This window comes from Hydrogenophaga sp. GW101-3F08, from assembly GCF_059424585.1.
The window spans coordinates 130,651-157,103 of record NZ_JBWKZP010000004.1; the positions used below are offsets into that span (position 1 = coordinate 130,651).

Here is a 26,453-nt window from a genome sequence, read left to right on the forward strand (position 1 = left end):
TCCTCCGCCCTGCGGGCTGCGGTGCGAGCTTGCTTGGGAACGGCCCGGCGCTGCGCTCATTGCGTCTCCCGGCGCTTGATTTCTTTTTCAATCTCGGTCTGGATCTCGGCCCACTGGGCGCTGAACTGGCGCCGCGTCAGCTCGAAGATGCCCAGGCCGGTCAGCGTGACGAAGGCCGCGCCGAACCAGCTGCCCGCGTCTTTCGGGTGCAGCGACATGCCGAGGTACTTCACCACGTCGCCCATGGCCGCGTCGAGCTGCAGGTGGTAGATCATTTCCACCATGGCTCCGCCGCCCAGCAAGACCACCAGCGCCGTCACGCCCAGCGCCAGGTAGGCCACCCAGACCTCGCGCAGCTTGCCGAACGAGGCCACGCGCAGGTTCATCATGATCAGGCTGGCGATGCCGCCCGGCGCGTACATCACCATGAACAGGAAGATCAGGCCCAGGTAGAGCAGCCAGGCCTTGGTCAGTTCCGAGAGCAGCACCGCGGCCAGCACCATCAGGATGCCGCCGATGATGGGGCCGAAGAAGAAGGTGGCGCCGCCCAGGAAGGTGAACAGCAAATAGCCGCCCGAGCGCGCCGCGCCCACCACCTCGGCGGTGACGATCTCGAAGTTCAGCGCGCCCAGGCCGCCCGCGATGCCGGCGAAGAAGCCCGCGATCATGAACGCCAGGTAGCGCACCTTCTGCGTGTTGTAGCCGATGAACTCCACGCGCTCGGGGTTGTCGCGCACGGCGTTGAGGATGCGGCCCAGCGGCGTGCGCGTGAAGGCGAACATGAGGCCCACGCAGACGAAGGTGTAGGCCGCGATCAGGTAATAGACCTGGCGCGGCGGGCCAAACGTGATGCCCATGAAGGCCTCGCCCACCACCCGGTTGCCCGACACGCCGGCCTCGCCGCCGAAGAACTCGGAGAACATCAGCGACATGGCGAACACCAGCTCGGCCATGCCCAGCGTGATCATGGCGAACGGCGTGCCGGCCTTCTTGGTCGTCACATAGCCGAACAGGATGGCGAAAAACAGCCCGGCCACACCGCCCACCAGCGGGATCAGGCTCACCGGGATCGGCCATTGCCCGTCGGCCGCCGCGTTGAGCGCGTGCATCGCCATGTACGCACCCAGGCCGGTGTAGACCGCGTGGCCGAAGCTCAGCATGCCGCCCTGGCCGAGCAGGATGTTGTAGGACAGGCAGGCGATGATGGCGATGCCCATCTGCGAGAGCATGGTGATGGACAGGTTGCCGCTGAACAGCAGCGGCGCGCCCAGCAGCACCAGCGCGAACAGCGACCACACGATCCAGCGGCCGACGTTGTAGGGTTTGAATTCGTAATACGGTTTTGACATGGTCGGTCAACCTTCCCTTGTGCCCAACAGACCTTTGGGCCGGAAGATCAGGATCAGCACCAGGAACAGGTAGGGCAGGATGGGCGCGACCTGCGACAGCGTGAGCTTGAGCACCGAGTTCTCGCGCATCGCGTCGCTCACCTCCATGCCGAACTGCTGCGCCACGCTGACGAACGAATGGTCGAGCCCGACGGCGAAGGTCTGGATCACGCCGATCAGCAGCGAGGCCAGGAAGGCGCCCGAGAGCGAGCCCATGCCGCCCACCACCACCACGACGAAGATCACCGAGCCCACCGTGGCCGCCATGTTGGGCTCGGTCACGAAGGTGCTGCCGCCGATCACGCCGGCCAGCCCGGCCAGACCGGTGCCGGCGCCGAACACCAGCATCAGCACGCGCGGCACGTTGTGGCCCAGGCTCTCCACCATCTCGGGGTGGGTCAGCGCGGCCTGGATGATCAGGCCGATGCGCGTGCGCGTGAGCAGCAGCCACAGCGAGACCAGCATCAGCAGCGCCACCAGCATCATGAAACCGCGCGTGGCCGGAAACGGCGAGCAGATCACGCCCTGGCCCGCGCAGACCGCGCCGTCCACCGAGCCCCAGAACCATTCCAGCGTGTCGTTGGCGTGGTGCACCAGGGTGAAGGCCGGGCCGCGCAGCAGCTCGGGCGGCGCGAACTCCACCGCCGTGCGGCCCCAGATCAGCTGCACCAGCTCCAGCACGATGTACGACAGGCCGAAGGTCACCAGCAGCTCGGGCACGTGGCCGAACTTGTGTACCCGGCGCAGCGTCAGCCGTTCGAACAGCGCGCCCAGAGCACCCACCACCAGCGGCGCCACGATCAACCCGGGCCAGAAACCCACCAGCTGCGCCACCGAATAACCGATGTAGGCACCCAGCATGTAGAAGCTGGCGTGCGCAAAATTCAGCACCCCCATCATGCTGAAGATGAGGGTCAGTCCCGAGCTCAACAGGAACAGCAGCAAGCCGTAACTCACGCCGTTGAGCATGGAGATGATGAAGAACTCCATGAAGCAGGCCTTTCGAGGGCGAAGCGGTTGGGAGAAGAAGAATGAGCGGAAGCGGACCGAGTATGGCCCGCTCAAGCGACCGGCATCACATCATGAAGACATAGCGAACAGCCGGCGCGAAATGCCCAAGCCCAGAGCGCGGCGGAACCGGCTCCGCCGGGCCGCTCGCGCTGCCCCCTTGAGGGGGTCGCGCGCAGCGCGGCGGGGGTGACTCCTTATCCAGGCCGCTTCATCTCACAGCTGGTCGGCGTGCTCGACACATAGGACGGGAATTCCTTCACCGGCGCCAGCGTCATGCCGGTGTTTTCCGGGCTGTAGGGGTACTTCTTGTCGGCCTTCTGCCAGACCGTGAGGTACAGCGGCTGCTGCAGCTGGTGGTCGTTCTTGCGCATCTCCACTTCGCCGTTGAAGTTGTTGACCTTGATGCCTTCCATGGCCGCGGCCACCTTCACCGGGTCGGTGGACTTGGCCTTGGCCATGGCCGCGCTCAGCACGTTGAACGCCGTGGGGATGGCGCCGGTGTACATGTCGTCCTTCACCCTGGCCTTGAACTCGTCGGCCCACTTGCCCATCTGGCCACCCATGTTGTAGTGCTGGTAGGCCACCTGGAACACGCGGCCTTCACCACCGGTGCCCAGCGCGGTCGGGGTGCCGGTGACGCCGGTGTAGTAGGTGTAGAACTTGCCGGTGTAGCCGCCTTCGTTGGCCGCCTTGATCAGCAGCGCCAGGTCGGAGCCCCAGTTGCCGGTGATCACGGTGTCGGCGCCCGAGGCCTTGATCTTGGCGATGTAGGGTGCGAAATCGCGCACCTGGGCCAGCGGGTGCAGGTCTTCACCCACCACCTTCACATCGGGGCGCTTGCGGGCCAGGTTTTCCTTGGCGAACTTGGCGACCTGCTGGCCGTGCGAGTAGTTCTGGTTGAGCAGATAGACCGCCTTGACGTCCTTCTGGTCCTTCATGAAGGTGGTCATGGCCTCCATCTTCATCGAGGTGTCGGCGTCGAAGCGGAAGTGCCAGTAGCTGCACTTGCTGTTGGTGAAATCGGGGTCCACCGCGGCGTAGTTCAGGAAGATCACTTCCTTGCCGGGGTTGCGCTCGTTGTGCTTGTTGACCGCGTCGATCAGCGCGCCGGCCACCGAGGAGCCGTTGCCCTGGGTGATGTAGCGCACGCCCTGGTCCAGCGCGGCCTTGAAGGCGTTGAGGCTTTCGGCCGGGCTGAGCTTGTTGTCGAACGCCACCATCTCGAACTTCACACCCGCGGGGTTGCTGGCGCTGAATTTCTCGGCAAAGAACTGCCAGCTGCGCATCTGGTTCATGCCCACCGGACCCATCAGGCCGGTCTGCGGATCGATCAGCGCGATCTTGACCGTCTCGCCCTTCTGGGCGAAGGCACTCGCCAGGGTCAGCGACAGGGCGGCAACGGCGACGGATTTGAGAACGAATTTCACAGGTGGTCTCCTTGGGTAGGGGGAAAACGCCAGCGTAAGCCTTTGCCCCCTCCCGACCCTCAGGGATTGCCCCTAGCACCTATCGCGCAGGTGACTGTGCGCTCGCACATGCGTAGCGGTACGAGCTTCTGCCAACACCTCAAGGCCGCAGCATCTGGCAGCGCGACGGGCCGGCCAGCCCGGGCCCTTCGAAGTACTGCACCGGGGCGAAGGTGTAACCGGTGTCTTCGGCGCTGCGTGGGTGGCGCGGGTCCACCTTCTGCCAGCGCGAGATGTAAATGCCTTTTTGCAGCTGGTGGTCGTCCGCGCGCAGTTGCACCGGGCCGCTGAAGCCGCGAAAGATCATGCCGCTGAGCCGGGCGGCCACGCGGGCGGGCTCGGTCGAGCGCACGTGGGCCATGGCGTGCGCCAGCATCTCGATGCCGTCGTAGGCGGCGTACACCGTCAGGTCCTCCCCGTAGCGCTGGCGAAAGGCCGTGGCCAGCTCGCCGATGGGGCCTTCCTGGTTGGAGTGGTTGTAGGCCACCTGGTAGACCGGCAGGCGCACACCACTCTCGGCCAGCGCGGTGGGCGTGCCCACGAGCCCGGGGTAGTAGGCGTAGAGGGGAATGGTCAGGCCCTGCCGCTGCATCGCCTGGATCATGTCGCGCAGGTCGGCGCCCCAGTTGCCGGTGACCAGCGCCTGCGCGCCCGAGTCGCGGATGCGCTGCACGAAGGGGGTGAAGTCGATCCCCAGGAACGGCGGGTGCAGTTCATCGCCCACCACCTGCACGTCCGGGCGCTGCTGCGCCATGGCCTCACGGAAATAGCGCGACACCTGCTGACCATGGGCGTAGTTCTGGTTCAGCAGAAAGACCTTTTGCAGCGCGGGCTGCACGGCCATGAACCGCGTGAGCGCCTGCATCTTCATGCCGGTATCGGCGTCGATACGGAAGTGCCAGTAGCTGCACTTTTCGTTGGTCAGCGCCGGGTCCATGGCCGCGTAGTTGATGTAGAGCACGGGGTGCTCCGGGTCGCGCGCGTTGTGCCGCGTCACCGCGTCCGAAATGGCCGCCGCCGCGCCCGAGCCGTTGCCCTGCACGATGTAGCGAAAGCCCTGGTCGATGGCGGCCTTGAGCGCGTTGAGGCTTTCCTGCGGCGAGCCCTTGTTGTCAAAGCCGGCCACCACGAAGCGCACGCCGGCCGGGTTGGCCGCGCCGTTCTTGCGCTCGGCCATGAACTGCCAGCTCTTGAGGCTGTTGCGCCCGATGTCGCCGGACGGCCCCGAGAGCGGGTCGATGAAGGCGATGCGCACGGTCTGGCCCTGCTGGGCCCACAGCGCCAGCGGCCACATCAGCGCGGCCACCAGAGCGAAGCGGCGCAGGGGGTGCTTCACTTCAGCACGTAGTCCTTGAGCTGCTGGCGCAGCGTCATCTTCTGCATCTTGCCGGTGGCGCCGAGGGGAATCGCATCCACGAAGACCACGTCGTCCGGGATCTGCCACTTGGCGGTCTTGCCTTCGTAGAACGCCAGCAGCTCTTCACGCGTGAGCTCGGCGCCCGGCTTCTTCACCACCACCACGATGGGGCGTTCGTCCCACTTCGGGTGCTTCATGCCGATGCAGGCGGCCATGGCCACAGCCGGGTGGGCCATGGCGATGTTTTCCACGTCGATGGAGCTGATCCACTCGCCGCCGGACTTGATCACGTCCTTGCTGCGGTCGGTGATCTGCATGAAGCCGTCGGCGTCGATGGTGGCCACATCGCCGGTGGGAAACCAGCCCTTGCCCGCCGCGTCGTAGCGCAGCGGGTCGCCGCCCTCGCCCTTGAAGTAGCTGGCGATGATCCACGGGCCGCGCACCAGCAGGTCGCCAAAGGCCTTGCCGTCCCAGGGCAGCTCGTTGCCCGACTCGTCCACGATCTTCATGTCCACGCCGTAGACCGCGCGGCCCTGCTTGAGGCGCACCTTGGTCTGCTCTTCGGGCGGCAGCGCGAGCTGTGCGTTCTTCAGCGTGCAGACCGTGCCCAGGGGCGACATTTCGGTCATGCCCCAGGCATGCAGCACTTCCACGCCGTAGGTGTCGTTGAAGGCGTTGATCATGGCCGGCGGGCAGGCCGAGCCGCCGATCACCGTGCGCTTGAGGGTGCTGAACTTCAGACCACCGGCCTGCAGGTGGCCCAGCAGCATCTGCCACACCGTGGGCACGCCCGCGGCCATCGTCACCTTCTCGGATTCGATCAGTTCGTAGACCGACTTGCCGTCCATCGCCGGGCCGGGGAACACCAGCTTGCAGCCCACGGCCGCGGCCGAGTACGGCAGACCCCAGGCGTTGACGTGGAACATCGGCACCACCGGCAGGATGGAATCGCGCGCCGAGCAGCCCAGCGCGTCGGGCAGCGCCGCGCCATACGCGTGCAGCAACGTGGAGCGGTGCGAATACAGCGCGGCCTTGGGGTTGCCCGTCGTGCCGCTGGTGTAGCACATGCTCGAAGCGCTGTTTTCGTCCAGATCGGGCCAGAGGTATTTTTCCGATTGCGCGCCCATCCAGGCCTCGTAGCTCAGCAGGCCGGGCACGCCACTGTCGGCCGGCAGCTTGTCGGCGTCGCACAGCGCCACCCAGTGTTTCACGCCCGGGCACTTGCCCGCCACCGCCTGCACCAGCGGCAGGAAGCTCATGTCGAAACAGACCGCGCGGTCGTCGGCGTGGTTCACGATCCAGGCCAGCTGTTCGGGGTGCAGGCGCGGGTTCAGCGTGTGCAGCACGCGGCCGGTGCCGCTGACGCCGAAATACAGCTCCAGGTGGCGGTAGCCGTTCCAGGCCAGCGTGGCCACGCGGTCGCCCGCGGCCAGGTGCAGGCCGTCCAGGGCGTTGGCCACCTGGCGCGCGCGGCGGGCGATCTGGCCCCAGTTGCTGCGGTGGATGTCGCCCTCGACCCGGCGCGAGACGATCTCGGTGCTGGCGTGGTGGCGCTCGGCGTGGGTGATCAGCGACGAGATCAGCAGCGGTTGGCTTTGCATTTGTCCCAGCATGGGAAGTCTCCTTGGTGTAGTGGCACTTGCACTGAAATAGAACAGCCGTTCGCATCATGCCGCAGTCGCTGGCGCGATTCACAGCGGGTTGCCCCGGATAGCCCGCCCGGGCGTGGGTGCAAGTCATCCCGGTGACAATGCGGCGCATGACCCCTCCCCACTCCGCGCCCGCGGGCGCCGACACCGTGGCCGGCCTGGCGCCCGGCCGCTGGAGCCACCGCTTCGCCAGCCTCGGCCCTGCGTTTTACACCGAACTGCGCCCCACGCCGCTGCCGGCCCCCTACCTCGTGGGCAGCAGCCCGGCGCTGGCGCGCGAGCTCGGCCTGGACGAGGCCTGGGCGGCATCCGACGACGCCCTGCAGGCCTTCACCGGCAATCGCCTGCTGCCCGGCATGCGGCCCCTGGCCAGTGTGTACAGCGGCCACCAGTTTGGCCAGTGGGCCGGGCAACTGGGCGACGGGCGGGCCATCCTGCTGGGCGAGTTGCCCAGCGAGCAGGGGCCGCAGGAGATCCAGCTCAAGGGCGCCGGGCTCACGCCGTATTCGCGCATGGGCGACGGCCGCGCCGTGCTGCGCAGCTCCATCCGCGAGTTTCTTTGCAGCGAAGCCATGCACGCCCTGGGCATCCCCACCAGCCGGGCGCTGTGCGTCACCGGGTCCGACGCGCCGGTGCGCCGCGAAGAGATCGAGACCGCCGCGGTGGTCACCCGCGTGGCGCCCAGCTTCATCCGCTTCGGACATTTCGAGCACTTCTCGCACAGCGGGCAGCACGCCGCGCTCAAGCAGCTGGCCGACTTCGTGATCGACCAGTTCTACCCCGGCTGCCGCATCGCCGACGGCAACCCCTACGCCAACCTGCTCGAAGCCGTGAGCGCGCGCACCGCGGCCATGGTGGCGCAGTGGCAGGCGGTGGGCTTCTGCCACGGCGTCATGAACACCGACAACATGAGCATCCTGGGCCTGACCATCGACTACGGCCCGTTCCAGTTTCTCGACGCCTTCAACCCCGCCCACATCTGCAACCACAGCGACACCGGCGGGCGCTACGCCTACCACCGCCAGCCCAACATCGCGCACTGGAACCTGTTCTGCCTGGGCCAGGCCCTGCTGCCGCTGATGGACGACCAGCAGCAGGCGCTGGACGCGCTGGAGCCCTACAAGGCCGTCTTCCCCGCCGCGCTGCAGCAGCGCATGGGCGCCAAGCTCGGCCTGGCCACCGTGCAGGACGGCGACCCGGAGCTGGTCGACCAGCTGATGCAGCTCATGGCCCGCGACGCGGTGGACTTCACCATCTTCTGGCGCCGCCTCTCGCACGCCGTGGCCGGCTTTGCGGAACCCCTGGCCGACCAGACCGCCGCGCGCCAGGCCATCGAGCCGGTGCGCGACCTGTTCCTGCAGCGCGAAGCCTTCGACGCCTGGGCCCTGCACTGGCGCGGCCGCCTGCAGAGCCAGCCCGACTTCGACCCCGCCGCAACGCAGGCGCGCATGCTGGCCACCAACCCCCAGACCGTGCTGCGCAACCACCTGGGCGAGATCGCGATCCAGCACGCCCGCCAGGGCGACTTCTCGGCCTTGCGGCGGCTGCAGACCGCGCTCGAAACCCCGTACACCGCCCTGCCCGGCCACGAAGACCTGGCCGGCTTCCCGCCCGACTGGGCGGCCCACATCGAAATCAGCTGCTCGTCCTGAAGGAGTTCCCCCCATGACCTTCCCCGTCCAGAAGACCGAAGCCGAATGGCGCGCCCTGCTCGCCGAGAAAGGCGCCGAGCGCGGCGCCTTTGACGTGACCCGCCACGCCCACACCGAGCGCCCGTTCACCGGCAAATACGAGCAGGTCTGGGCCGACGGCAGCTACCACTGCATCTGCTGCGGCAACACCCTGTTCGACGCCAGCACCAAGTTCGACGCCGGCTGCGGCTGGCCCAGCTTTTCGCAGGCCGTGCCCGGCGCCATCACCGAGATCACCGACCGCAGCCACGGCATGGTGCGCGTGGAAACCGTGTGCAGCCAGTGCGGCGCGCACCTGGGCCACGTGTTCGACGACGGCCCCTCGCCCACCGGCCTGCGCTACTGCATGAACTCCGCCTCGCTCGAACATCGGCCGGAGTGAGGGATTGGGGTTGTTTCATGCGCTGCGGATCACGCGCCGGCGTGGTGTCCAATAGCCCCATGAGCACCGCTTCGACCCCACCCTCAGCCCCCGCCGCCGTGCACCTGGAAGACCGCCTCACCGAACTAGAGATCAAGGCCAGCTACGCCGACGACCTGCTCGACACGCTGAATGCGGTGGTTGCCCGCCAACAGGAACAGATCGACCTGCTGCTGCGCGAAGTGAGCCAGTTGCGCCGCCAGGGCGCTGCCGACGGCGGCTCACCCGGGTTTCGCAACCCACGCGACGAACTGCCACCGCATTACTGAACCGGGCGCGCGCTCTCAGACCGGCTCAAACACACCCACAGCAGGCGCGGCGCTCACCGGCTCGATCGCCGCGTAATCGCCCAGGCCATCGGGCCAGGGCGTGAGGATCTCGAAACCGGTGTCCGTCACCGCCACCATGTGTTCCCACTGCGCCGAAAGCGAACGGTCGCGCGTGACCACCGTCCAGCCGTCCGACAGCTCCTTGGTCTCGCGCTTGCCCGCGTTGATCATGGGCTCCACCGTGAACACCATGCCCGGCGCCAGCTTCAGGCCCGCGCCGCGCTGGCCGTAGTGCAACACCTGCGGCTCGTCGTGGTAGATCTGCCCGATGCCATGGCCGCAGTACTCACGCACCACGCTGAACCCCGCCGCGTGCGCCACCGACTGGATCGCGTGGCCCACATCGCCCAGCGTCGCGCCCGGGCGCACCTGCTGGATGCCCGCGCGCATCGCCTCGTAGGTCGTGCGCACCAGGCGCTTGGCCAGAATGCCCGGCTCGCCCACGCAATACATGCGGCTCGTGTCGCCGAACCAGCCGTCCTTGATCAGCGCCACGTCGATGTTGACGATGTCGCCGTCCTTCAGCTTCTTGTCCGACGGGATGCCGTGGCAGATCACGTGGTTCACCGAAGCACAGATCGTCTTCGGGTAGCCGTGGTAACCGATGTTGGCCGGAATCGCCTTCAGCTCGTTCACGATGTGGTCGTGGCAGAGCCGGTCCAGCTCGTCCGTGGTCACACCCGGCTTCACGTGTTCGCCGATCATGCGCAACACGTCCGCCGCCAGATTCCCAGCGCGCCGGGCCATGTCGATCTCGGCCGCCGTCTTGATGGTCACCCCCCGCTTGCCGCCCGTCATGCTGCCTTCTCCAGGCCGGCGGACGGCACGCTTCGAAGGCTCGCCGGCGGCGGCGCCTGCCGCTCCGATTCGATCAGCAACTGGCAGATCTCGCCGTGGCACAGCGTCGGGTTCAGCTCCGACAACATGCCCACGCGCAGCCAATGTTCGGCCTGCGCGTTCATGGAGCGGCTCAGCGCCCCACTGGTCAGACGCAGGTTTTCATGCATCTGCTCTGAAATCTTGATGATGCCCATGTGAGCCTCCTTGTATACGGTTTGTAGCTGGTTCGTATATTACCAAGGGAACGGGCGGCGGGGGCATGGGGCGGGGGAACGGCCCTTGAGCGCCCGGGTTTTTTTTCTTGAGATGGTTTGCTTGTTGGTGGCTGAAGGAGGCTGGATGCATGGGGCCGGTGCCGGCCTATTCTGTTGAAAAACTCTTCTCGCTCAACTCCGCACGCGCCACCGGAAAAATCGACCTCTCAGATCGATCGAGGATCGACGATCACAGTCCTGCCAAGGGTTCAAGCACTCCCAAAAAAGAGGTCTTCATCACTGTCGACGAGTTTTTCAACAGAATAGGCCAGGAGCAGTCGGAGCGCGAAAGGAAAGCAGTCGTTCAACCGCGGAGTTCCGTGGCGCCTGCAGGGCGCCCGCTGGAACGCAGGGTTAGCGATCACCGCACAATGGACCCTGGCAATTGAGTGTATTAAAGTCATAAACTGCCGAGTGCCCGGGATTGCCGTCTGGCCGCGGTATGCCCTTAGGGATTATGAAAGTGGCCGAGTTGCCACCGTATAGCCCAGAGGGATACGTGAACGATTTCAGGACAACGTATGCGTTATAAAAAGATGGCTTTGGCGGTTTTGGAATGCCCTTACCTGCCACGGGAGGAATATCTCGTTGCGGAGAATTCTGGATAACTGCATCTGCCCAAGCGTCGGCATCAGTTGCTGTGGCCTTTCTCAGTAAACCTTTACGAACGGCATCTTCTAGCCCCGCAGGACCAGCGATAGGAGCATTTTTATCGTAGAACGATGCTGGCGTGGTTTCAGGGGACGTGACCAGTTTGGTTTCTACTTGTAATGGCACCCCTATGACTACCCGGCCTTTCTCAGCAGGAAAAACCATTTCGACAGGCCGCCCGAAAACGCGCTTTGCCATTGGGTTTAGTGCGGAAAGGGTGTTGTTGGTTACGTAGAAATAGCCACATGGACCGTGATTGTCATAAGAACTATTTAACTGTGGGACATTCTTCTCTAAGCCAGCGACAGCTTGCCGGTGGTACCCACTCACAAGAACCGCCAAAATCCTTGTCCCCGTTGACCATCCAATATTCCAAATGGTTGGTTCGTACGCACCCAGCATCAGCACTACAGGCTTATTGGGGCTATTCACTGCGACATCTATTTGAGTGCCTTCGTGACCGCTCTGGTCAACTTGGAAGGAAATTTTGCGCCCTGAATATGCGCCTGCAGCGAAAACTGCAAAGTCGGAGGGTAGCTTCAGGTCGGAGAAGCCACACGCTGGTTTTTGCGTGACACGATCCGGCTGCTTTGCTTCGGGTTGAAACTCAAAAGGCTTCAGCTCAGCAGCAGCAGTACATGCGGTAAAGATGACTAGCGCGGCAAGAAGAGAAGGGCGTGATCGCATGGTGGGAATTTCCTGATTGCTAACGTTCGACATGAGCGGCAGGCGCCGGCTTGCCGGCGCCTGTCCGCTCGATTGATTGGCGCGACGGTCCTGCAGATTCCATGCTGGGGCGATTCCCCAACAGCCAAAACATCCATCAGTTTCTTGCCCTTGTGGGGGAGTCCATATAAGGGGTTAGGCGCTCGAACCGCGGAGGACTTCTATTGCTATGCGACCGAAAGATTTACCTCTGCCGCGGAGCGCCTGATTGACCGAAACCGTGTTTGTCGTGTTCTCGAAGCGCTCCGTGCTTAGCAACTCGCCGCTTTCGCGGGAAACGACTACTTCGAACTCCCAGAACTCTTCGGCTTGACTTAGCCAGACACCGCTGAACAGATTGCCTTCTTGTGCTGGAACCTCAGAAAGTCTTGCCAGGATGCCTGAGTTTGGAACGAGACCGTGTGAGAGAAGTATTGCGTTTAGCCAGGCAAGGCGGGTAGGGTGTGAGGCAAACATTTCGGCAGCCTGTCGTACCTTTGCTTCTGTTTCTGCATTCTGCTGCGCGACGTTTCGCTGTAGTGGCATTTCGAGCGCCTAACGAATGAAAGGGACTTCCCCGTCCCGGGTGATCCGCACGTTTGCGGGGTACGGCATCAAAGTGCCACGATGGGAAGTGCGAACTCTCATCAACTCACTCGTTTGTTGGAAGGGGAAGTCCATGGCAATCGTATCCGTTGGCATTGATCTGGCAAAGAACGTTTTTGCCGTCCACGGCGTGGATGAGTCAGGCAAACCCACACTGGTACGCCCCAGTGTGCCTCGCGCCAAACTGATGGAACTCATCGCCTCGCTGCCGCCGTGCCTGATCGGCATGGAAGCGTGCTCCGGTGCCCACCACTAGGCTCGTGAGTTCCAGAAGTTCGGTCACACCGTGCGCCTGATGGCCACCCAAGTTCGTCATCCCCTACCGCCTCTCGGGCAAGCGCGGCAAGAACGATGCGGCCGATGCCGCCGCCATCTGTGAAGCCGTCACCAGGCCCAACATGCGCTTCGTGCCCATCAAAAGCATCGAGCAGCAAGGCCAGTTGCTCGTGCATCGCGCCCGCCAGGGCTTTGTCGAACAACGCACCGCCACGCTCAACCGCATCCGGGGCCTGCTCTCTGAGCTGGGCATCGTGCTGCCACTCAAGGCCGCCGTCGTGCGCCGCGAGGCCATGATTCGCCTGGAAGATCTTCCAGGCTGGGCCAACACCGTGATCGGTGATTTGCTCAGTGAGGTCGCCAGGCTTGATGGGCGCATCGCGCAGTACGACCTCCACATCCGCGCGATGGCGCGCCAGAGCACCGAAGCCCAGCGGCTGATGCAGCTCTCGGGCATTGGTGAGACCACCGCCACGGCGCTGCTGAGCACCATCGGCAATGGGCGTGACTTCAAATGCGGGCGCCAGTTGTGCGCCTGGCTCGGTCTGGTGCCCGGGCAGTACAGCTCGGGCGGTAGGCGGCGCCTGGGGCGCATCACCAAGGCCGGTGACCCGTACCTGCGCGGCCTGCTGGTGCTGGGTGCGCGAGCGGTACTGGCCGCCGCCAAGAACAAGACCGACCCGATCAGCCGCTGGGCGGTGGCGCTGGCGCAGCGCCGGGGCTACTGGAAAGCGGTGGTGGCCATCGCGGCCAAGAACGCCCGAATGTGCTGGGCCGTGCTCAGTCGGGGTGAGGCGTTCAGGCTACCGGCCTGAGCGCCGAGGCAGACCATCACAAGACAACTGAACGTGAGCCACAGAGATTGATTTCCACCACCGCGTGCAGCCAACGTGTTTGATGAGTCAAGGTTGGACCTGCGCGGGGCGTGACCGTTTAACTCAAGGAGTCCAGGGCCGATGGAAACACCGGTCATCCTCGGCTAACGAATGGGTCCCCCGCGCGCGTCTTTCATCAGGGTCCGCTGCCATTGAGCAGCATTCATGACCGTTTGTAGTTTCGCTGTCCGCATCCCTTGCTCGCTGAGCAACGCAGACTTGGCGCAGAAGGTGGAAAGCCGTCAATTCAACGTCTGTTCCGTGATGCATCGCTTTGCGATGCATCACGGCTGGATCGGTGTTTGACTTTTGGGGGGAAGCCCTTGTAGTTCGAGCTGAGCGGCTGGCCGCTGCAGGACGGCTTGCCCGCGCCGTGCATCATGCCCGCGGCGCATGGCGCGGGCAAGACGGCCTGCCGTGGACAGTCCGCTCTCGAGCGAGGGGTTAGGCCTCGCCCGCCGCAGCGATGATTTCCAATGCATGCTTGATGCCGTAGGCCACCATGAAACCGGTGTTGTACTCGACTGACAATCCAGTCCTTCCACCGTTCTGGTCAATAACGGGTTCGTGCTCCGTTCGGTACTTGGACACGATTCCGGCTATACAGACCTCTTTCATGTTGCCGTTCTTGAAAAAGTAGAGCGGCCCCCCAGAGAAGCCTTCATTGTTTATCGCATCGACATAGAGCGTTTGCGGACTCTCCATTGTGACGGCTGAAAGGGCGCCCTTCTTCAAGTAAGGGCCTGGCAAGCCGCCAAGTAGATCGCCGTAGTCAGTCCAAAGTTTGTACGGGAATCCGAGGAAGAACACATCCTGACCCAGAACGATTTCGCCCATAGACAATGTCACCTCGAACTCTTTCGCGGTCAGTCGCTTGGGTGCTTGAAGGACAGCTATGTCGAGGTCGCCTTTGCCTCGACCAACAACGCGGACGCGGCCTTTATGCCACTGTCGGCTGTGAAGGATCTGAAGTTCAATCTGGTCTCCGGTAGAAGAGATCAAGTGCCGGGCGGTGACGAGGAACTGTTTGTCTCCCACGTCTATCGTGAACGCAGTCCCGTACTGCTCAGCGCGGATAAAGAATGTCCGGTAGACAAGATTTGACGGCAACACGGTGTGATCGCGAGGCCTAACTTTGATGTAGTCGCCGAATCACCGGATATGCCCGGCAACCGTCGGATAACATGAGAACGTAAAACCTGAAAAACCTTTTGAAATCATGTGATTGTCCTCGTGTACTGGATGCATGAACAGGCATGGAAAATCTGACAAAGTCGCCGTCACTGGTGTCCAAGCGCTTACTGGACCAAGTTCACGAACTGCTCCCTTGCAAGCACTATAGCCTCAAGATCAATACCGTTTAATTGCCCTGAACGCACCATGTTCGTGCGAGATGTCACAGCCGTAGCCGTTTGACCGACAACTCTTGGTCGATCTTCCGTATGCCTGCTCCGGGTCGCGATGTTGAGTTCGTCGCCTCGAAGACCAGCCGTTCAGTCCGCGTCGCGCTGAACGGCTGGTGCCGGCGTTGACCGCGAGCAGGAAATTCCGGCCAGGAGCGGCCGTTGCTATGTCGGCGAAGCAGTCGTTCAACGCCCGCGCTCACCGGCGAGCCGAGCAACGCGAGGCCGTCCGAGTGCAGCGCGTTGTCAGGCGACATGACCCATCTCCGGGTCAGCACGCGCGCCGGTAGTGCATGGCGACCGCGCCGCAGCGCAATGGCTTGGCCGAGATCAACTCAAGCCGTCGCGTGCTGGGCAGCCCGCTCTCGTACAGGGTCGGGCCGTGGCCAGCGATCCTGGGGTGGACGAGCAATTTGTACTCGTCGATCAGATCCAGCCGGTCCAGCTCGGTCGCGAGCTTGCCGCTACCGAGGAGCACGCCGTCCGGGGTCGCGTCCTTGAGTTTCTGTACGCCCGTGCGCAGGTCGCCGGCGATGTGGTGGCTGTTGGTCCATGGGAAGTCCTTTCGCGTCGATGACACCACGTACTTCGGCTTGGCCTCCAGCTTGACTGCCCACTCGCGCATCGCTGGCGGCGCCTCTTCGTCGCCGCGGGCGACCGCTGGCCAGTAGCTCTCCATCATCTCGTAGGTGACGCGGCCCCACAGCATCGCCCCGCCCTCGTCCATGAGGCGGGTGAAAAAGGCGTGTGTCTCGTCGTCGGCGATTCCTTCCTGGTGGTCGACGCAGCCGTCCAGGGTGACGTTCATACTGAAGGTCAAGAGTCCCATGGTGTCCTCCGTTCGAGATACGCAACGGGCCGCCCGGCCCGGTTCAACACCAGCTCAGGAAGGAGTCCATGGGAATCAACTCGATGCCCCATCCGCCAGCCTCGCCCAACGAGGCGGCGGGGTGCATGGCCGCGAGGCGCGTTGCCTCGTCACGGCTTTCAGCCTCGATGATGAACAGACCACCCACCATTTCCTTGGCCTCGGTATAGGGTCCGTCGCTGATCCGTGGCTTGCCCCCTTGCGGGCGCAGCGTGATCCAGTCCTTGGGCTCGGAAAGCGACGCGGAAACCAGCACCTTTCCGGTGGCTCGCATCTTTCCATCCATCGGCGGGCATTGGCTCACCAATGCCTGCACGTCGTCTGGCGCCATCGCGGCGAATTTTTCAGGGTTGTAGTAGGCAAGGCCGAGGTACTTCATGACTCACTCCTTTTTGGTGGATGCTGTCTTTACGACGAAGCAACCACCCGGCCATCGACAAGATTCGAAAGAATTTGCTGGCCCCCGTCACTTCCCCGATTCCGCCTGCTCCAGCTGTTTGGCCCGCTCGGCGGCCAGATCGTTGACGTAGCCCTCGACCTGCTTTTCGAACTGGGGCAAGTCCTGGGGCTTGGTGGGAACAGTGGGCATGCCGGGAACCGCCACATCCGAAATGGCCTCCGGCTTTTGAACCTGGGCCGGCGCGCCGCCGCCCAGTTGACGGGCCACGAGAAGCCCCACCACCAGAAGAGCCAACAACACAGCCACCAGTCTCATGAGCATTCACCTTCTTCGACGTCGTCGCGTTTTCAAACCGGGCACACCCCGGTCTGCCTGACCCGGGCCATTCTGCCGGTTTCTGTGGCCCGCCGCGACGCGCTGGTGCTCGGGGGCGATGTGATGGTTCAGATTTTGGGGTTCTTCGGTGTGTCCGTGGTGGGCTTGCCGTCGGCATCCAGATTCGTGTTCGGCTTGATGGCCGGCGAACCAGCGCCTGGAGCGTCATCGACGTTGGCCTCCACCATCTCCAGAAATTCATCAACTTCGTCGGTTGAGTGCTTGGATGGCTCAATGTGGGCCGTTTTCTCGCGAGTCATGGTGTTTCCTTTCGGTTGGGGGGCGGAACGTTTGGCTGCCGATCGCAGAGCCCTCATGGGGTCATGTTTGAGGCGGTCTGTCTGTTCGCCAGCGAACGATTAAGCCCAGCCAGCCCACCTGCGTGAGAAAGGAAACCTCATGAACGTTCATTCGTTCCCTCCGCGCGCTGGCGTGCGCAACCGCACAGACCGGGGACAACAGCGAGTGAATGATCACTTTTCCAGCGTCGGACACCACCCTCCAGGCGCCCTCATTCCCCCCTCAGCGCCGACACGCGCCTTTCACCCCCAGCGCGTCACTGACGCAAAGGAGCCATCATGAATCCATCTACTTTTCCCCAGGCGAAGTCGGCACCGGTTGACGGCGACCTCGCCGAGCAAGCCCGTCCTGGCCACGGCATTCCGTCGCAGGACCCGAACCCCGCAGCCCAGTCGTTGCTGGAACCCAAGGAGGCCGAGCGCGAGGCCAACTCGGTGCTGACCGGAGGCGGCGTTGTGGTCGGTGTGGCAGCAGGTGCCGCCATCGGCAGCGTGGTGGGTGGCCCCGTGGGTGCGGTGGTGGGTGGCACGGTGGGTGCCGTTGCCGGCGCACTGGGCGGCGGAGCGGCAGGCGCCATGGCGAGCCCGGAGGATTCGGGCCAGCCCGCGAACCCTGTGGCCACACGCACGACAAACCCTGACCAGGAGACGAACATGCAACGACTCAAAGACGTGATGAGCCCCGACGTGCAAGTGATCAGCCCCGACGCGACGCTCCGGGACGCCGCCGCCCGCATGCGGGACGAAGGCTTCGGAATGCTGCCCGTGGGCGAGAACGACCGGATGATCGGCGCGGTGACCGACCGCGACATCGCCGTGCGTGCCGTCGCCGAAGGCAAGGGCGGCGACACGCTGGTGCGCGACGTGATGTCGGAAGATGTGATCTGGTGCTATGAGGACGACACCGTGGAGGCGGGTGCCGACAAGATGAGCCGGTACCAGGTCAGGCGCCTGCCGGTCGTGAACCGCGAGAAGCGCCTGGTGGGCATTGTTTCGCTCGGCGACTTCGCCGTCGAAGCCGACGACATCCAGCCCACCGCTGACGCCCTGGTCGGCATCTCGCAACCGTAGGCCTGGACCGCGCGCTCGGTCGATTGTCCAGACGCTGGAGCCGAGATCTCAACGTTGGGCGCCTGTGACAAGACACCGGTGGACCCCACCGCGCCAGAGGTCAACCAGCCGGCGCCGAACGAATACGGCGCCACACAGGGACCGGCCAAATGAACCAGCCCACCCACCGCCCAGGAGAAGCCAGATGTACGGATTCAATGCCACCCTCGAACTGTCGTTCGACGACGCCCTGGAGCGCGTCATGGCTGCGCTCAAGCAGGAGGGCTTCGGTGTCCTGAGCGATATCGACGTGCAGAGCGCGATGAAGGAAAAGCTCGGCGTCGACATGCCGCCCTACCGCATTCTGGGTGCTTGCAACCCGCCGCTGGCGCACAAGGCCTTGCAGGCCGAGCCCGACATCGGCCTGCTGCTGCCGTGCAACGTGGTCGTCCGCCAGGAAGCCGAGGGCCGCGTCACGGTGGCGTTTATCGATCCGCTGGTGATGATGGAGATGGTCAACAAGCCCGAGGTGCAAGCTGTCGCACAGGACGCGGAGCAGCGCCTGCGGCGGGCCTGCAAGAACCTGATGCCGTGAGGTCGGCGGCCCTGAAGGCTGGTAAATACCAGTTCTGGGCATGGCTTGATCCCGGTCGCGGACCTGGGATCTCCAGACGGTGGCCGTGCCCATTCAGAGCACAGAGCAGAGCGACGAGCGGATGCGGTGCAAGATCCATCGAGAGAGATGTCCAATGGCAATCGCCCTTGGTTACCCATCACGTCAAACACTGGATGACATGAAACTCACTTCATCGCGGCGATTTCGATTTGTTGTATTTGTTTTTGGAATTGCATTCTTTGCCGTGCTGGCAGGAGCAGTCTATCAATCCAAAAGAACCGCAACAGATTTGGCTGAATTTCCACCCCCAGGGCGCATGATCTCAATGAATGGCGTCAATTTTCACCTGAATTGCATGGGATCTGGTTCTCCAACGCTCATTCTTGAGGCGGGACTTGGGGAAAACTCTTTGAGTTGGCATCCGGTTCAATCCAGGCTCGCGCAGAACATGCGCGTTTGCTCCTACGACCGTCCTGGGCTTGGCTGGAGCGATCTGATAGACACCCCTATCCAGCCCGAACATGTCACCAAAAACCTGCGTGCATTGTTGAATAAGGCAGACATTCCTTCACCTTATGTATTGGTCGGTCATTCCCGTGGCGGAATATATGTTCGCGCTTTCTATCATCAGTTTCCGGAAGAGACGCAGGGCATCGTTCTTGTCGATTCGGCTCATGAACAAGGTCCCATGCATCAGTATCACCATGCTGCTTGGGACTATCAGAAACAGGCCGTGCTCATTGCAGTTGCCGAGCCATTGGCACGGGTCGGTCTCGTTCGATTGATGGGGATTGCCAATGCCGATCGCCAACCTTCGCCCCTACCAGCGGAAGTTGTGATGGCGAAAACGGCTGTCCAGAACCGCACCGATACCGCTCGTGCGGTTGTCAATGAAATTACTGTCATGCGCCGAGGGCTTGATCCATCTACACCTCCACCTGGCAGTTTGGGAGCGCTTCCCTTATTGACCTTGACCGCCGGTAATCTTATAGATCTGAAACTGGTGGAGCGAGAAGCGGAGAGATTGGGGAAGAATATTGAAGCAGAAAAGGCGCTTGCCCGAATCAAACAGGCAGAGCAGAATGATCTGGCCCGTCTATCCAGCAATTCACGTCATATCATTGTCAGAGACAGTGGGCACTTCATCATGCATGACCAAGTTGATGAATTTGTCAGTGCTGTGAGCGAATTTGTGAAACCCCTTGCTCTGAAGCAATAGTCGTTCCGAAAAACCTTCAGCGCCCGCATGAATACACCGTGTTTCTGGGGTGATTCCGGATGGTTCAAAACCGCGCCTGGCCCGACTCTTCCAGCCGCACGGCCGGCTCGGTCTGCGCCAGCGTCATCCACACATGAAACGGCAGGCGCTCGATGCCGCGGCGCGGCGCTTCGCGGGCGATGCTGAGCTCGCCGTCGCGGGCGTACATGACGCCGCACTCGGGCGGCACCTCTTCGGGTTGGGCGATGGGCCGGCCCTTGGCGTCGTGGCCGAGCACGTACCAGCAGGCGCTGGCCATCTCCAGGTAGGCGGCGCGCTTGGCGGGTTTTTTCAGGTCGCCCAGCAGGTCGGCGCGGCTGACCTTGATCTCGTGCACCACCGGTTCCAGGTAGGCCTCGACCGAGCTGCGGCGGATGGAAAACACGTCCGGGCAGGCCATGCACCAGGCGTGTTGGGGCTCAGCGGGGTTGGTGGTCACTTCGGATTCAAAGGCCGCCATCTGCGCCGCCCAGCCGGGCGCGGGCTCCGCCGCCACCGGCGCTGCGGCCTCGCCCAACAGCAAGGCCCGGGGCAGCGGCACGCGCAGCATCAGACCACGCCAGGCCAGGCGGCCGGCACGCGTCATGGCCACCGCGACCTGCTCCACCAGCGCCTCGTGCGGCGTGCGCGCGGCCTTGTTGCTGGCGAACACGCGCGCCAGCGTCTGGATGCCGGCGTCGGTCACGCGCAGGGTTTCATGGCCGTCGGCGGACACCCGGCGCTCCAGCAAGCCGGCCGCCAGCAGCTCGACCTCGATCATGTCGGCGCAGGGCCAGCCGGCCGAGCGGTAGATGTCGCGCAGGCGCCGGTGGTGCTGGCGGTTGAGCGGGGGCGGTTCGGGGGACAGGGCGGGCTCCATGAACTGACTATATATCCCCATGTTTTACTTCGCGTACCCAAAATCCTGAGAGAGATGTAAGATGACCAGCCGCAAACGTCTTTTCTCGGAGTTGGACATGCTCAAGGTCAATGCCGCTGCTTTCAGCGCGGCAACAGGAAGTCTTGGACTGCTCAAGGGCTTGGAGCTTGGAACAAGAGCACCTGGCGTCATGAATGACGTTTTGGATGTTCAGGTTCAAGCTGACTTTGTGGATAGCCTAAAGGTGTCCGTTGACCTTTTGACTGCTTCCCTCGTCGCTCTGGAACTGCCAGTAGCTCTCGCCGAGGCTAACCGCCTGAAGGCAAAGATACATGGAGGCGTGATCGGGCATCGGGAGTTGTTCCAGCTTGGAGAGTCGATCCAGATGCGCCTTCAGGACGAACTTGGAACCAGATTCCTGCTTTCCCTGAACAAAACCGAAGCCGCCGAATTCGCCGCTGACAATTTCGGCGACGAGGTGCATGCAAAGTTTCCATCAATAGTTTTTGAGCTTGACGAGGCATCGAAATGCATGGCGCTTGGACGGTACACCGCAGCGGTGTTTCACTGGATGAGGTCGGTTGAGTCGGCGCTTCGGGCGGTCAGGCTTTGCTTGGGCGCGACCGATCCGCTGGTGGCTCAGGGTAGGAATTGGGGAAGCATCCTCAAAGAGCTGCGAGAAATGCGGACTGGCGCTTCGCCAAAATGGCCTGAAAACGACTACTTCTCAGGCATCTACGCCTCGATAGAAGCGGTGATGCACGCATGGCGGAACAGCACCATGCACATCGAAAACAAGTACACCCGCGAAGAAGCTGAATCGATCCGGGATTGCGTCAAGGCCCTTTTGCAAAGGGTCGCGGGCCGGATGGATGAGCAGGGGATGCCTCTCGCATAGGGTAGCAACCCTGCATAGGGTTCGCGCTGGCTGGTGCTTAGGGGGATCATGGGTGGATGAAACATCATCCGGTCTTGACCGACAACCCCACTCCCCTAGAAATTGCGGCGGATGAACTTGGTCGCTCAGTGGCCAAGACCCTCAGCGGCCTTTCTCATCAGGCACCGATAGAGTCACCGCGAGCACGACTCATCAATCGGCGCTTGGCGGAGGCTGAAGCAGCCTTGTCAGAAGTTCGAAGACTGGTTGCTGTGTCCGACTATGCAAAAGAATCAATTCGTCCGACGCTGGCGAAAAAACTGTGTGCCCTTCTACACTGGCGACGAACGCTTTGAAGCCTGCCAGCACAGCGCCTGGATGCGGACTGACTGCAGCCAAACTAAGCGCAAGCATTTTTGCGGTTGTTGCTTCAGCATTCGCTTCTGCAATGGTTTTCGATAAGGCAGAAACTTTTGCCTCCAATGTCTTAATTCGTTCTTCAGCGTCCATCGTGTCTCCTAGTTGATTGGCTGCTCAGTGTATGAGTGATGTGTGCCTATCACCTCCCTCAACTTGACGACGGTGGTTTCTTTGTCGGCACGATGGTCTGAATCACCTTCTCAAACTGCTCCCCGTTCCTTTCAGCCTCAAGCTCCCGCGCCTTTTCCTCAAAGCGCTTTGACTGTTCAGGATCGTCGGGGATGTTTAGGTGGCTTCGGTCGCCAGTGCCATGCGTCGGTTTCTTTTTCATTGCGCAATCGTTTCATAGGTCAGCCGCTTGCCCACCACACCTTTAAGCAGGAGGTCGGCACGCTGGGCGTCATCAATGCCCTGCGACTTGCGGTTAGTGAATCGGAAGTCGAACTCATCGACATAGCGCTGAAGGTGTTCCTCGCTGACGTGGTGATAGACGCCAGTGATGCCGCGCTTGAGGATGCCGAAGTAGGACTCGACGGTGTTGCTGTGGGCGCGAACGCCTGCCACCTTGGAATCCTTCGCGTATTCCTTCTGGGTGTGGTTGGTGGACTCGTGAAGATCGAACTCCTTGCCGATCTTCTTGTAGTGCCCGGCGCCATCGGTCATAAGGTGGGAGTCTTTGGCGATGTTGGCCATCAGGATCGGCTTGAGGTTGTCCTTGTCCACGTTGGCAACGTGAAACGAACGGGTCTTGCCTTCGCGGGAAACCAAAGACACGACCTTGCTGCGGTGAGCGCCGCCCTGAACAGCCTTGGTGCCACGCTTGGCACCCATGAAGGTTTCATCGGCTTCAACGATGGCCCCGCCACCACCCAGCAGATCGGTGCTGCTGTCGCGCATGGCCTCACGGATGCGGTGGCCCATGAACCACGCACTTTTCAGGGTGATACCCAGAGTGCGGTGAAGCTGGTTGGCGCTGATGCCCTTCTTGCTGGCCGCAACGAGGTAGATGCCCTGGAGCCACAGGCGCAAAGGGATGTGGCTCGACTCGAAGATGGTGCCCACCTTGACGGTGAACGGCTTGCGGCAGTCATAGCACTTGTAGGTGCCGATGCGGGTGGAGGCGCCACCCATCAGTTTGTTGCGCTCCACGCCGCCACAGTGCGGGCAGACCGGACCGTTCGGCCACACGCGGGCCTCGACAAAAGCGTATGCGGCTTCTTCGTTGTGAAAGTGGGGCTGAGAGAGGTAAGACATGGCGTTTCCTGAGTGGGTGCGCAAAGTGTGCGCCTTTTGAGTGGGTACGTCAAGTAAAACATGGGGCTATATATCCAGTACGATGCCCCTCACAACCCGAGCCCACCCTTGAACACCGCCACACCCCGACTGGTTGACGAAGCCGCCGCCGACGCCCCGCTGGGCGCCGTGGCGGTGCGCACGCTGTGCGATTTCGCGGCGCGCCGCGGCGACCTCGATCTGCGCTTCACGCCCTCGCCCAGCGGCAGCGAAGGCGTGGCCGGCCATGGCGAGGTGACGTCGCGGCGCGGCGCGGGCTACCAGCGCGAGGTGCCGCTGTCCAGCCAGTGGCGCGGCCTGCGCGTGCAGGGCCGGGCCGACGGCTGGGACGCCGCCGCGCAGCGCCTGGAAGAGATCAAGACCCACCGGGGCGACGCCGCGCTGATAGCAGACAACGCGCGCGCCCTGCACTGGGCGCAGGCGCGGGTCTACGGCTGGATGCTGTGCGAACAGCTCGGGCTGGAGCGCATCGAGCTGGTGCTGGTCTACTTCAACATCGACACCGGCCACGAGACACCGCTGACGGAAACCCACAGCGCCAGCGCCCTGCGCGCGCACTTTGAAGACCTGTGCGAACGCTACAGCGGCTGGGCCCGGCAGGAGCGCGCCCACCGCAACGCGCGCGACGCCGCGCTGCGCGCCCTGGCCTTCCCCTTCCCCGAATTCCGCGCCGGCCAGCGGGCGCTGGCCGAGTCGGTCTACCGCGCCCACGCCGCCGGCCGCGTGCTCATGGCGCAGGCGCCCACCGGCATCGGCAAGACGGCGGCCACGCTGTTCGCCGCGCTCAAGGCCGCGCCCGCGCAGGGGCTGGACAAGCTCTTCTACCTGACCGCGCGCACCACCGGCCGCCAGCTCGCGCTGGACGCGCTGGCCCGCCTCGGCGCCGCCGGCCAAGCGCCGGCGCGCCCGGTGCTGCCGCTGCGCGTGCTCGAACGCGTGGCGCGCGACAAGGCTTGCGAACACCCGGACAAGGCCTGCCACGGCGAGTCCTGCCCGCTCGCACGCGGTTTCTACGACCGCCTGCCCGCGGCCCGCGCCGCCGCGGCGCAGGCCGGCTGGCTGGACAAGGGCGCGCTGCGTGAACTGGCGCTGGAACACAGCGTGTGCCTCTACTACCTGGGGCAGGAGATGCTGCGCTGGAGCGATGTGGCGGTGGGCGACGTGAACCACTTCTTCGACCTCGGCGCCCACTGGCACGGCCTCACGCTCGAACACGGCTGGCAGAGCGCACTGCTGGTGGACGAGGCGCACAACCTGATCGAACGCGCCCGCGCCATGTACAGCGCCCGGCTCGACCCGTCGGCCTACCAGGCGCTGCGCCGCAGCGCGCCGGCCGCGCTGAAAAAAGGCCTCGACCGGTTGCACCGCCAGTGGAACGCGCTGGCGCGGGAACAGGCGGGGGACTACACCGTGCTGCCCGAGCCCCCGGGCGCCTTCACCGCCGCGCTGCAGCAGCTCTGCGGCGAGATCGGCGACCATCTGGCCCAGCACCCGCAAGACGCCGCCAGCGGCCCGCTGCAGGCCTGGTTCTTCGAGGCGCTGCATTTCCAGCGCGTGGCCGAGCTGCACGGTGACCACAGCCTCTGCGACCTCACGCGCACGCCCCACCCCGCCCCGGGCACGCGCGTGGCACAACCGCTGATCAGCCTGCGCAACCTCGTGCCCGGCCCGCTGCTGCAGGACCGCTGGAGCGCCGTGCGGTGCGCCACGCTGTTCTCGGCCACGCTCGCGCCCATGGACTACGTGGCCGACCTGCTGGGCCTGCCGGCCGACGCGCTGCGCGTGGACGTGCCCTCGCCGTTTTCCGGCGAACAGCTCGCGGTGCGCGTGGCGCCACACATCTCCACCCGCTGGACCGACCGGCTGGCGTCGCTCACGCCCATGGCCGACACCCTGGCGGCGCAGTTCGCGGCCGAGCCCGGCAACTACCTCGCGTTTTTCAGCAGCTTCGACTACCTGGCGCAGGCGCTCGACCGGCTGCAGCAGCGCCACCCGGATATACCGGTCTGGGCGCAGTCGCGCGGCATGGGCGAGCCCGAGCGCGAGGCCTTCATCGCCCGCTTCACCGAGGGTGGCCAGGGCATCGGCTTTGCCGTGCTCGGCGGCGCGTTTGGCGAGGGCATCGACCTGCCCGGTCGCCGCCTCATCGGCGCCTTCATCGCCACGCTGGGCCTGCCGCAGGTGAACCCCGTGAACGAACAGCTCAAGGCCCGGCTGCAGGCGAAGTTCGGCCGCGGCTACGACTACACCTACCTGTTCCCCGGCGTGCAAAAGGTGGTGCAGGCCGCGGGCCGCGTGATCCGCAGCGAGCAGGACCACGGCACCGTCTGGCTGCTCGACGACCGCTACGCTCGCGCCGAGGTGCGACGGCTGCTGCCGGCGTGGTGGCACGTGCGCAGTGGCGAGCCGCAGCCCTGGTGAAAAAGCGTTCGTGCTCACTTGGCTGGTGATTCGTTTAAACTGGTCAGCCAACTGGTTTGTTCAAGGGGAATGACATGCACACATGGCCGGTACAAGACGCCAAGGCGCGGTTCAGCGAGTTTCTGGACGCCTGCCTCACCGAGGGCCCGCAACTCGTGACCAAGCGGGGCGCGGAAGCGGCGGTGCTGGTGCCCATCCAAGAATGGCGGCGCCTGCAATCGGCCGCCCGCCCCTCGCTCAAGGAACTGCTGTTGTCCGACACGGGGCGGGCCACATTGGCGATTCCACCCCGAGGCCGGGCCAGGCGCCGCCCCGTGGCGCCCTTGAGCTGAGGCCGACGGCATGTACCTGCTCGATACCAACGTGGTGTCGGAACTGCGCAAACCCCGGCCCCACGGTGCCGTGGTCGCCTGGCTGCAGTCCGTTGAAGACGCCCATCTCTTCCTCTCCGCCGTGACGCTCGGTGAAATCCAGGCCGGCATCGAACTGACCCGCGAACAAGACGCCGCCAAAGCCGAAGAAATCGAAATCTGGCTGGAACTCGTGGCCAGCGCCTACAACGTGCTGCCCATGGACGCCAACGCCTTCCGGCGCTGGGCGCGGCTCATGCACCGCCAGTCCGACACACTCTACGAGGACGCCATGATCGCCGCCACCGCCCAAGCCCACGGCCTGACCGTGGTGACCCGCAACGTGGCGGATTTCAAGGCGCTGGGGGTGGCGGTGTTCAACCCGTTTGGGGTGGCGCGGGGTTGAGCGTCGTCCGATGGACTCAGACTTTTTCGACAGGGCGTT

At 63.8% G+C, this 26,453-nt stretch carries 29 protein-coding genes and 1 pseudogene; 11 read left to right on the forward strand and 19 right to left on the reverse strand.

From position 1 onward, the window contains the following. Positions 1-56: 56 nt before the first annotated feature. The 5 genes from AC07YZ_RS12750 to AC07YZ_RS12770 all read right to left on the reverse strand — a co-directional run bounded on the left by AC07YZ_RS12750 (position 57) and on the right by AC07YZ_RS12770 (position 6,835). Positions 57-1,349, reverse strand: a complete 1,293-nt coding sequence (locus tag AC07YZ_RS12750) for a branched-chain amino acid ABC transporter permease (RefSeq protein WP_494795003.1) — start codon at positions 1,347-1,349, stop codon at positions 57-59. 6 nt (positions 1,350-1,355) lie between these two features. After that, positions 1,356-2,378 carry a branched-chain amino acid ABC transporter permease gene (locus AC07YZ_RS12755; protein WP_494795004.1) on the reverse strand — a complete coding sequence of 341 codons (1,023 nt, stop codon included), beginning with the start codon at positions 2,376-2,378 and terminating at the stop codon, positions 1,356-1,358. Positions 2,379-2,593: 215 nt separating this feature from the next. Next, positions 2,594-3,826: a branched-chain amino acid ABC transporter substrate-binding protein gene (locus AC07YZ_RS12760; RefSeq protein ID WP_226492087.1), complete on the reverse strand. Its 1,233-nt coding sequence runs from the start codon at positions 3,824-3,826 to the stop codon at positions 2,594-2,596. Between the two features lie 139 nt (positions 3,827-3,965). Beyond that, entirely contained in the window at positions 3,966-5,201 is a 1,236-nt protein-coding gene (locus tag AC07YZ_RS12765; RefSeq protein ID WP_494795005.1) for a branched-chain amino acid ABC transporter substrate-binding protein, read from the reverse strand. Further along, positions 5,198-6,835 carry a 3-(methylthio)propionyl-CoA ligase gene (locus AC07YZ_RS12770; protein ID WP_494795006.1) on the reverse strand — a complete coding sequence of 546 codons (1,638 nt, stop codon included), beginning with the start codon at positions 6,833-6,835 and terminating at the stop codon, positions 5,198-5,200. Before AC07YZ_RS12770 ends, AC07YZ_RS12765 begins: the two co-directional genes overlap by 4 nt. 146 nt (positions 6,836-6,981) lie before the next feature. On the opposite strand from AC07YZ_RS12770, the gene AC07YZ_RS12775 reads away from it, so the two are divergent. From AC07YZ_RS12775 to AC07YZ_RS12785, 3 genes are read left to right on the forward strand one after another with little or no spacing between them, the layout of a single operon-like run. Next, complete coding sequence (locus tag AC07YZ_RS12775; protein WP_494795007.1) at positions 6,982-8,523, forward strand: protein adenylyltransferase SelO; 1,542 nt, start codon at positions 6,982-6,984, stop codon at positions 8,521-8,523. A 13-nt stretch (positions 8,524-8,536) separates the two neighbouring features. Next, positions 8,537-8,944, forward strand: coding sequence for a peptide-methionine (R)-S-oxide reductase MsrB (msrB, locus tag AC07YZ_RS12780; RefSeq protein WP_226492084.1), 408 nt, complete (start codon positions 8,537-8,539; stop codon positions 8,942-8,944). A gap of 59 nt (positions 8,945-9,003) precedes the next feature. Beyond that, entirely contained in the window at positions 9,004-9,252 is a 249-nt protein-coding gene (locus AC07YZ_RS12785; RefSeq protein ID WP_226492083.1) for a SlyX family protein, read from the forward strand. 15 nt (positions 9,253-9,267) lie between these two features. Here the strand turns inward: AC07YZ_RS12785 and map are convergent, their stop codons facing one another. From map to AC07YZ_RS12805, 4 genes are all read right to left on the reverse strand, one after another. Further along, positions 9,268-10,110 (reverse strand): type I methionyl aminopeptidase, encoded by an 843-nt coding sequence (map, locus tag AC07YZ_RS12790; protein WP_226492082.1) that lies wholly within the window; start codon positions 10,108-10,110, stop codon positions 9,268-9,270. Continuing rightward, a complete protein-coding gene (locus AC07YZ_RS12795) occupies positions 10,107-10,346 on the reverse strand; it encodes a ParD-like family protein (RefSeq protein WP_494795008.1) in 240 nt (79 codons plus the stop codon). The genes map and AC07YZ_RS12795 overlap by 4 nt, the downstream gene beginning before the upstream one ends. 414 nt (positions 10,347-10,760) lie before the next feature. Further along, complete coding sequence (locus tag AC07YZ_RS12800) at positions 10,761-11,744, reverse strand: hypothetical protein (protein ID WP_494795009.1); 984 nt, start codon at positions 11,742-11,744, stop codon at positions 10,761-10,763. A gap of 174 nt (positions 11,745-11,918) precedes the next feature. Beyond that, a complete protein-coding gene (locus AC07YZ_RS12805; protein ID WP_494795010.1) occupies positions 11,919-12,308 on the reverse strand; it encodes a hypothetical protein in 390 nt (129 codons plus the stop codon). Between the two features lie 133 nt (positions 12,309-12,441). Here AC07YZ_RS12805 and AC07YZ_RS12810 point away from each other — a divergent pair. After that, a pseudogene (locus AC07YZ_RS12810) lies at positions 12,442-13,459 on the forward strand (IS110 family RNA-guided transposase). Positions 13,460-13,963: 504 nt separating this feature from the next. On the opposite strand, the gene AC07YZ_RS12815 reads toward AC07YZ_RS12810, so the two are convergent. The 6 genes from AC07YZ_RS12815 to AC07YZ_RS12840 all read right to left on the reverse strand — a co-directional run bounded on the left by AC07YZ_RS12815 (position 13,964) and on the right by AC07YZ_RS12840 (position 16,825). Beyond that, on the reverse strand, positions 13,964-14,632 hold the full coding sequence (locus AC07YZ_RS12815; protein ID WP_494795011.1) for a S1 family peptidase: 669 nt from the start codon (positions 14,630-14,632) through the stop codon (positions 13,964-13,966). Between the two features lie 283 nt (positions 14,633-14,915). Next, positions 14,916-15,179, reverse strand: a complete 264-nt coding sequence (locus AC07YZ_RS12820) for a hypothetical protein (RefSeq protein ID WP_494795012.1) — start codon at positions 15,177-15,179, stop codon at positions 14,916-14,918. Between the two features lie 14 nt (positions 15,180-15,193). Further along, the gene (locus tag AC07YZ_RS12825; RefSeq protein WP_494795013.1) at positions 15,194-15,730 is read right to left on the reverse strand and encodes a dihydrofolate reductase family protein; all 537 of its coding nucleotides are present in this window, start codon (positions 15,728-15,730) and stop codon (positions 15,194-15,196) included. A gap of 64 nt (positions 15,731-15,794) precedes the next feature. After that, positions 15,795-16,169, reverse strand: a complete 375-nt coding sequence (locus tag AC07YZ_RS12830; RefSeq protein WP_494795014.1) for a YciI family protein — start codon at positions 16,167-16,169, stop codon at positions 15,795-15,797. Positions 16,170-16,256: 87 nt separating this feature from the next. Beyond that, entirely contained in the window at positions 16,257-16,505 is a 249-nt protein-coding gene (locus AC07YZ_RS12835) for a hypothetical protein (protein ID WP_226492073.1), read from the reverse strand. Between the two features lie 128 nt (positions 16,506-16,633). Continuing rightward, a complete protein-coding gene (locus tag AC07YZ_RS12840) occupies positions 16,634-16,825 on the reverse strand; it encodes a hypothetical protein (RefSeq protein ID WP_226492072.1) in 192 nt (63 codons plus the stop codon). A 318-nt stretch (positions 16,826-17,143) separates the two neighbouring features. On the opposite strand from AC07YZ_RS12840, the gene AC07YZ_RS12845 reads away from it, so the two are divergent. The 3 genes from AC07YZ_RS12845 to AC07YZ_RS12855 all read left to right on the forward strand — a co-directional run bounded on the left by AC07YZ_RS12845 (position 17,144) and on the right by AC07YZ_RS12855 (position 19,749). Continuing rightward, a complete protein-coding gene (locus AC07YZ_RS12845; protein ID WP_494795015.1) occupies positions 17,144-17,935 on the forward strand; it encodes a CBS domain-containing protein in 792 nt (263 codons plus the stop codon). A 184-nt stretch (positions 17,936-18,119) separates the two neighbouring features. Next, positions 18,120-18,509 carry a DUF302 domain-containing protein gene (locus AC07YZ_RS12850; protein WP_494795016.1) on the forward strand — a complete coding sequence of 130 codons (390 nt, stop codon included), beginning with the start codon at positions 18,120-18,122 and terminating at the stop codon, positions 18,507-18,509. Between the two features lie 154 nt (positions 18,510-18,663). Then, the gene (locus AC07YZ_RS12855; protein ID WP_494795017.1) at positions 18,664-19,749 is read left to right on the forward strand and encodes an alpha/beta fold hydrolase; all 1,086 of its coding nucleotides are present in this window, start codon (positions 18,664-18,666) and stop codon (positions 19,747-19,749) included. Positions 19,750-19,813: 64 nt separating this feature from the next. Here the strand turns inward: AC07YZ_RS12855 and AC07YZ_RS12860 are convergent, their stop codons facing one another. Further along, positions 19,814-20,668, reverse strand: coding sequence for a hypothetical protein (locus tag AC07YZ_RS12860; protein ID WP_494795018.1), 855 nt, complete (start codon positions 20,666-20,668; stop codon positions 19,814-19,816). A 40-nt stretch (positions 20,669-20,708) separates the two neighbouring features. Here AC07YZ_RS12860 and AC07YZ_RS12865 point away from each other — a divergent pair, with 40 nt between their 5' ends. Continuing rightward, positions 20,709-21,545 (forward strand): hypothetical protein, encoded by an 837-nt coding sequence (locus AC07YZ_RS12865; protein ID WP_494795019.1) that lies wholly within the window; start codon positions 20,709-20,711, stop codon positions 21,543-21,545. Positions 21,546-21,737: 192 nt separating this feature from the next. Here the strand turns inward: AC07YZ_RS12865 and AC07YZ_RS12870 are convergent, their stop codons facing one another. Genes AC07YZ_RS12870 through AC07YZ_RS12880 form a run of 3 tightly spaced genes read right to left on the reverse strand, consistent with a single transcriptional unit; the run spans position 21,738 to position 23,198 of the window. Further along, on the reverse strand, positions 21,738-22,034 hold the full coding sequence (locus AC07YZ_RS12870) for a hypothetical protein (RefSeq protein ID WP_494795020.1): 297 nt from the start codon (positions 22,032-22,034) through the stop codon (positions 21,738-21,740). A gap of 58 nt (positions 22,035-22,092) precedes the next feature. Beyond that, entirely contained in the window at positions 22,093-22,275 is a 183-nt protein-coding gene (locus AC07YZ_RS12875; protein WP_494795021.1) for a hypothetical protein, read from the reverse strand. Beyond that, positions 22,272-23,198, reverse strand: coding sequence for an IS1595 family transposase (locus tag AC07YZ_RS12880; RefSeq protein ID WP_494795176.1), 927 nt, complete (start codon positions 23,196-23,198; stop codon positions 22,272-22,274). The genes AC07YZ_RS12875 and AC07YZ_RS12880 overlap by 4 nt, the downstream gene beginning before the upstream one ends. Positions 23,199-23,258: 60 nt before the next feature. On the opposite strand from AC07YZ_RS12880, the gene AC07YZ_RS12885 reads away from it, so the two are divergent. The 3 genes from AC07YZ_RS12885 to AC07YZ_RS12895 all read left to right on the forward strand — a co-directional run bounded on the left by AC07YZ_RS12885 (position 23,259) and on the right by AC07YZ_RS12895 (position 26,414). Continuing rightward, positions 23,259-25,658 (forward strand): ATP-dependent DNA helicase, encoded by a 2,400-nt coding sequence (locus tag AC07YZ_RS12885; protein ID WP_494795022.1) that lies wholly within the window; start codon positions 23,259-23,261, stop codon positions 25,656-25,658. A gap of 74 nt (positions 25,659-25,732) precedes the next feature. After that, positions 25,733-25,990, forward strand: coding sequence for a type II toxin-antitoxin system Phd/YefM family antitoxin (locus AC07YZ_RS12890; protein WP_494795023.1), 258 nt, complete (start codon positions 25,733-25,735; stop codon positions 25,988-25,990). Between the two features lie 10 nt (positions 25,991-26,000). Beyond that, complete coding sequence (locus tag AC07YZ_RS12895) at positions 26,001-26,414, forward strand: type II toxin-antitoxin system VapC family toxin (protein ID WP_494795024.1); 414 nt, start codon at positions 26,001-26,003, stop codon at positions 26,412-26,414. Positions 26,415-26,453: the final 39 nt, after the last annotated feature.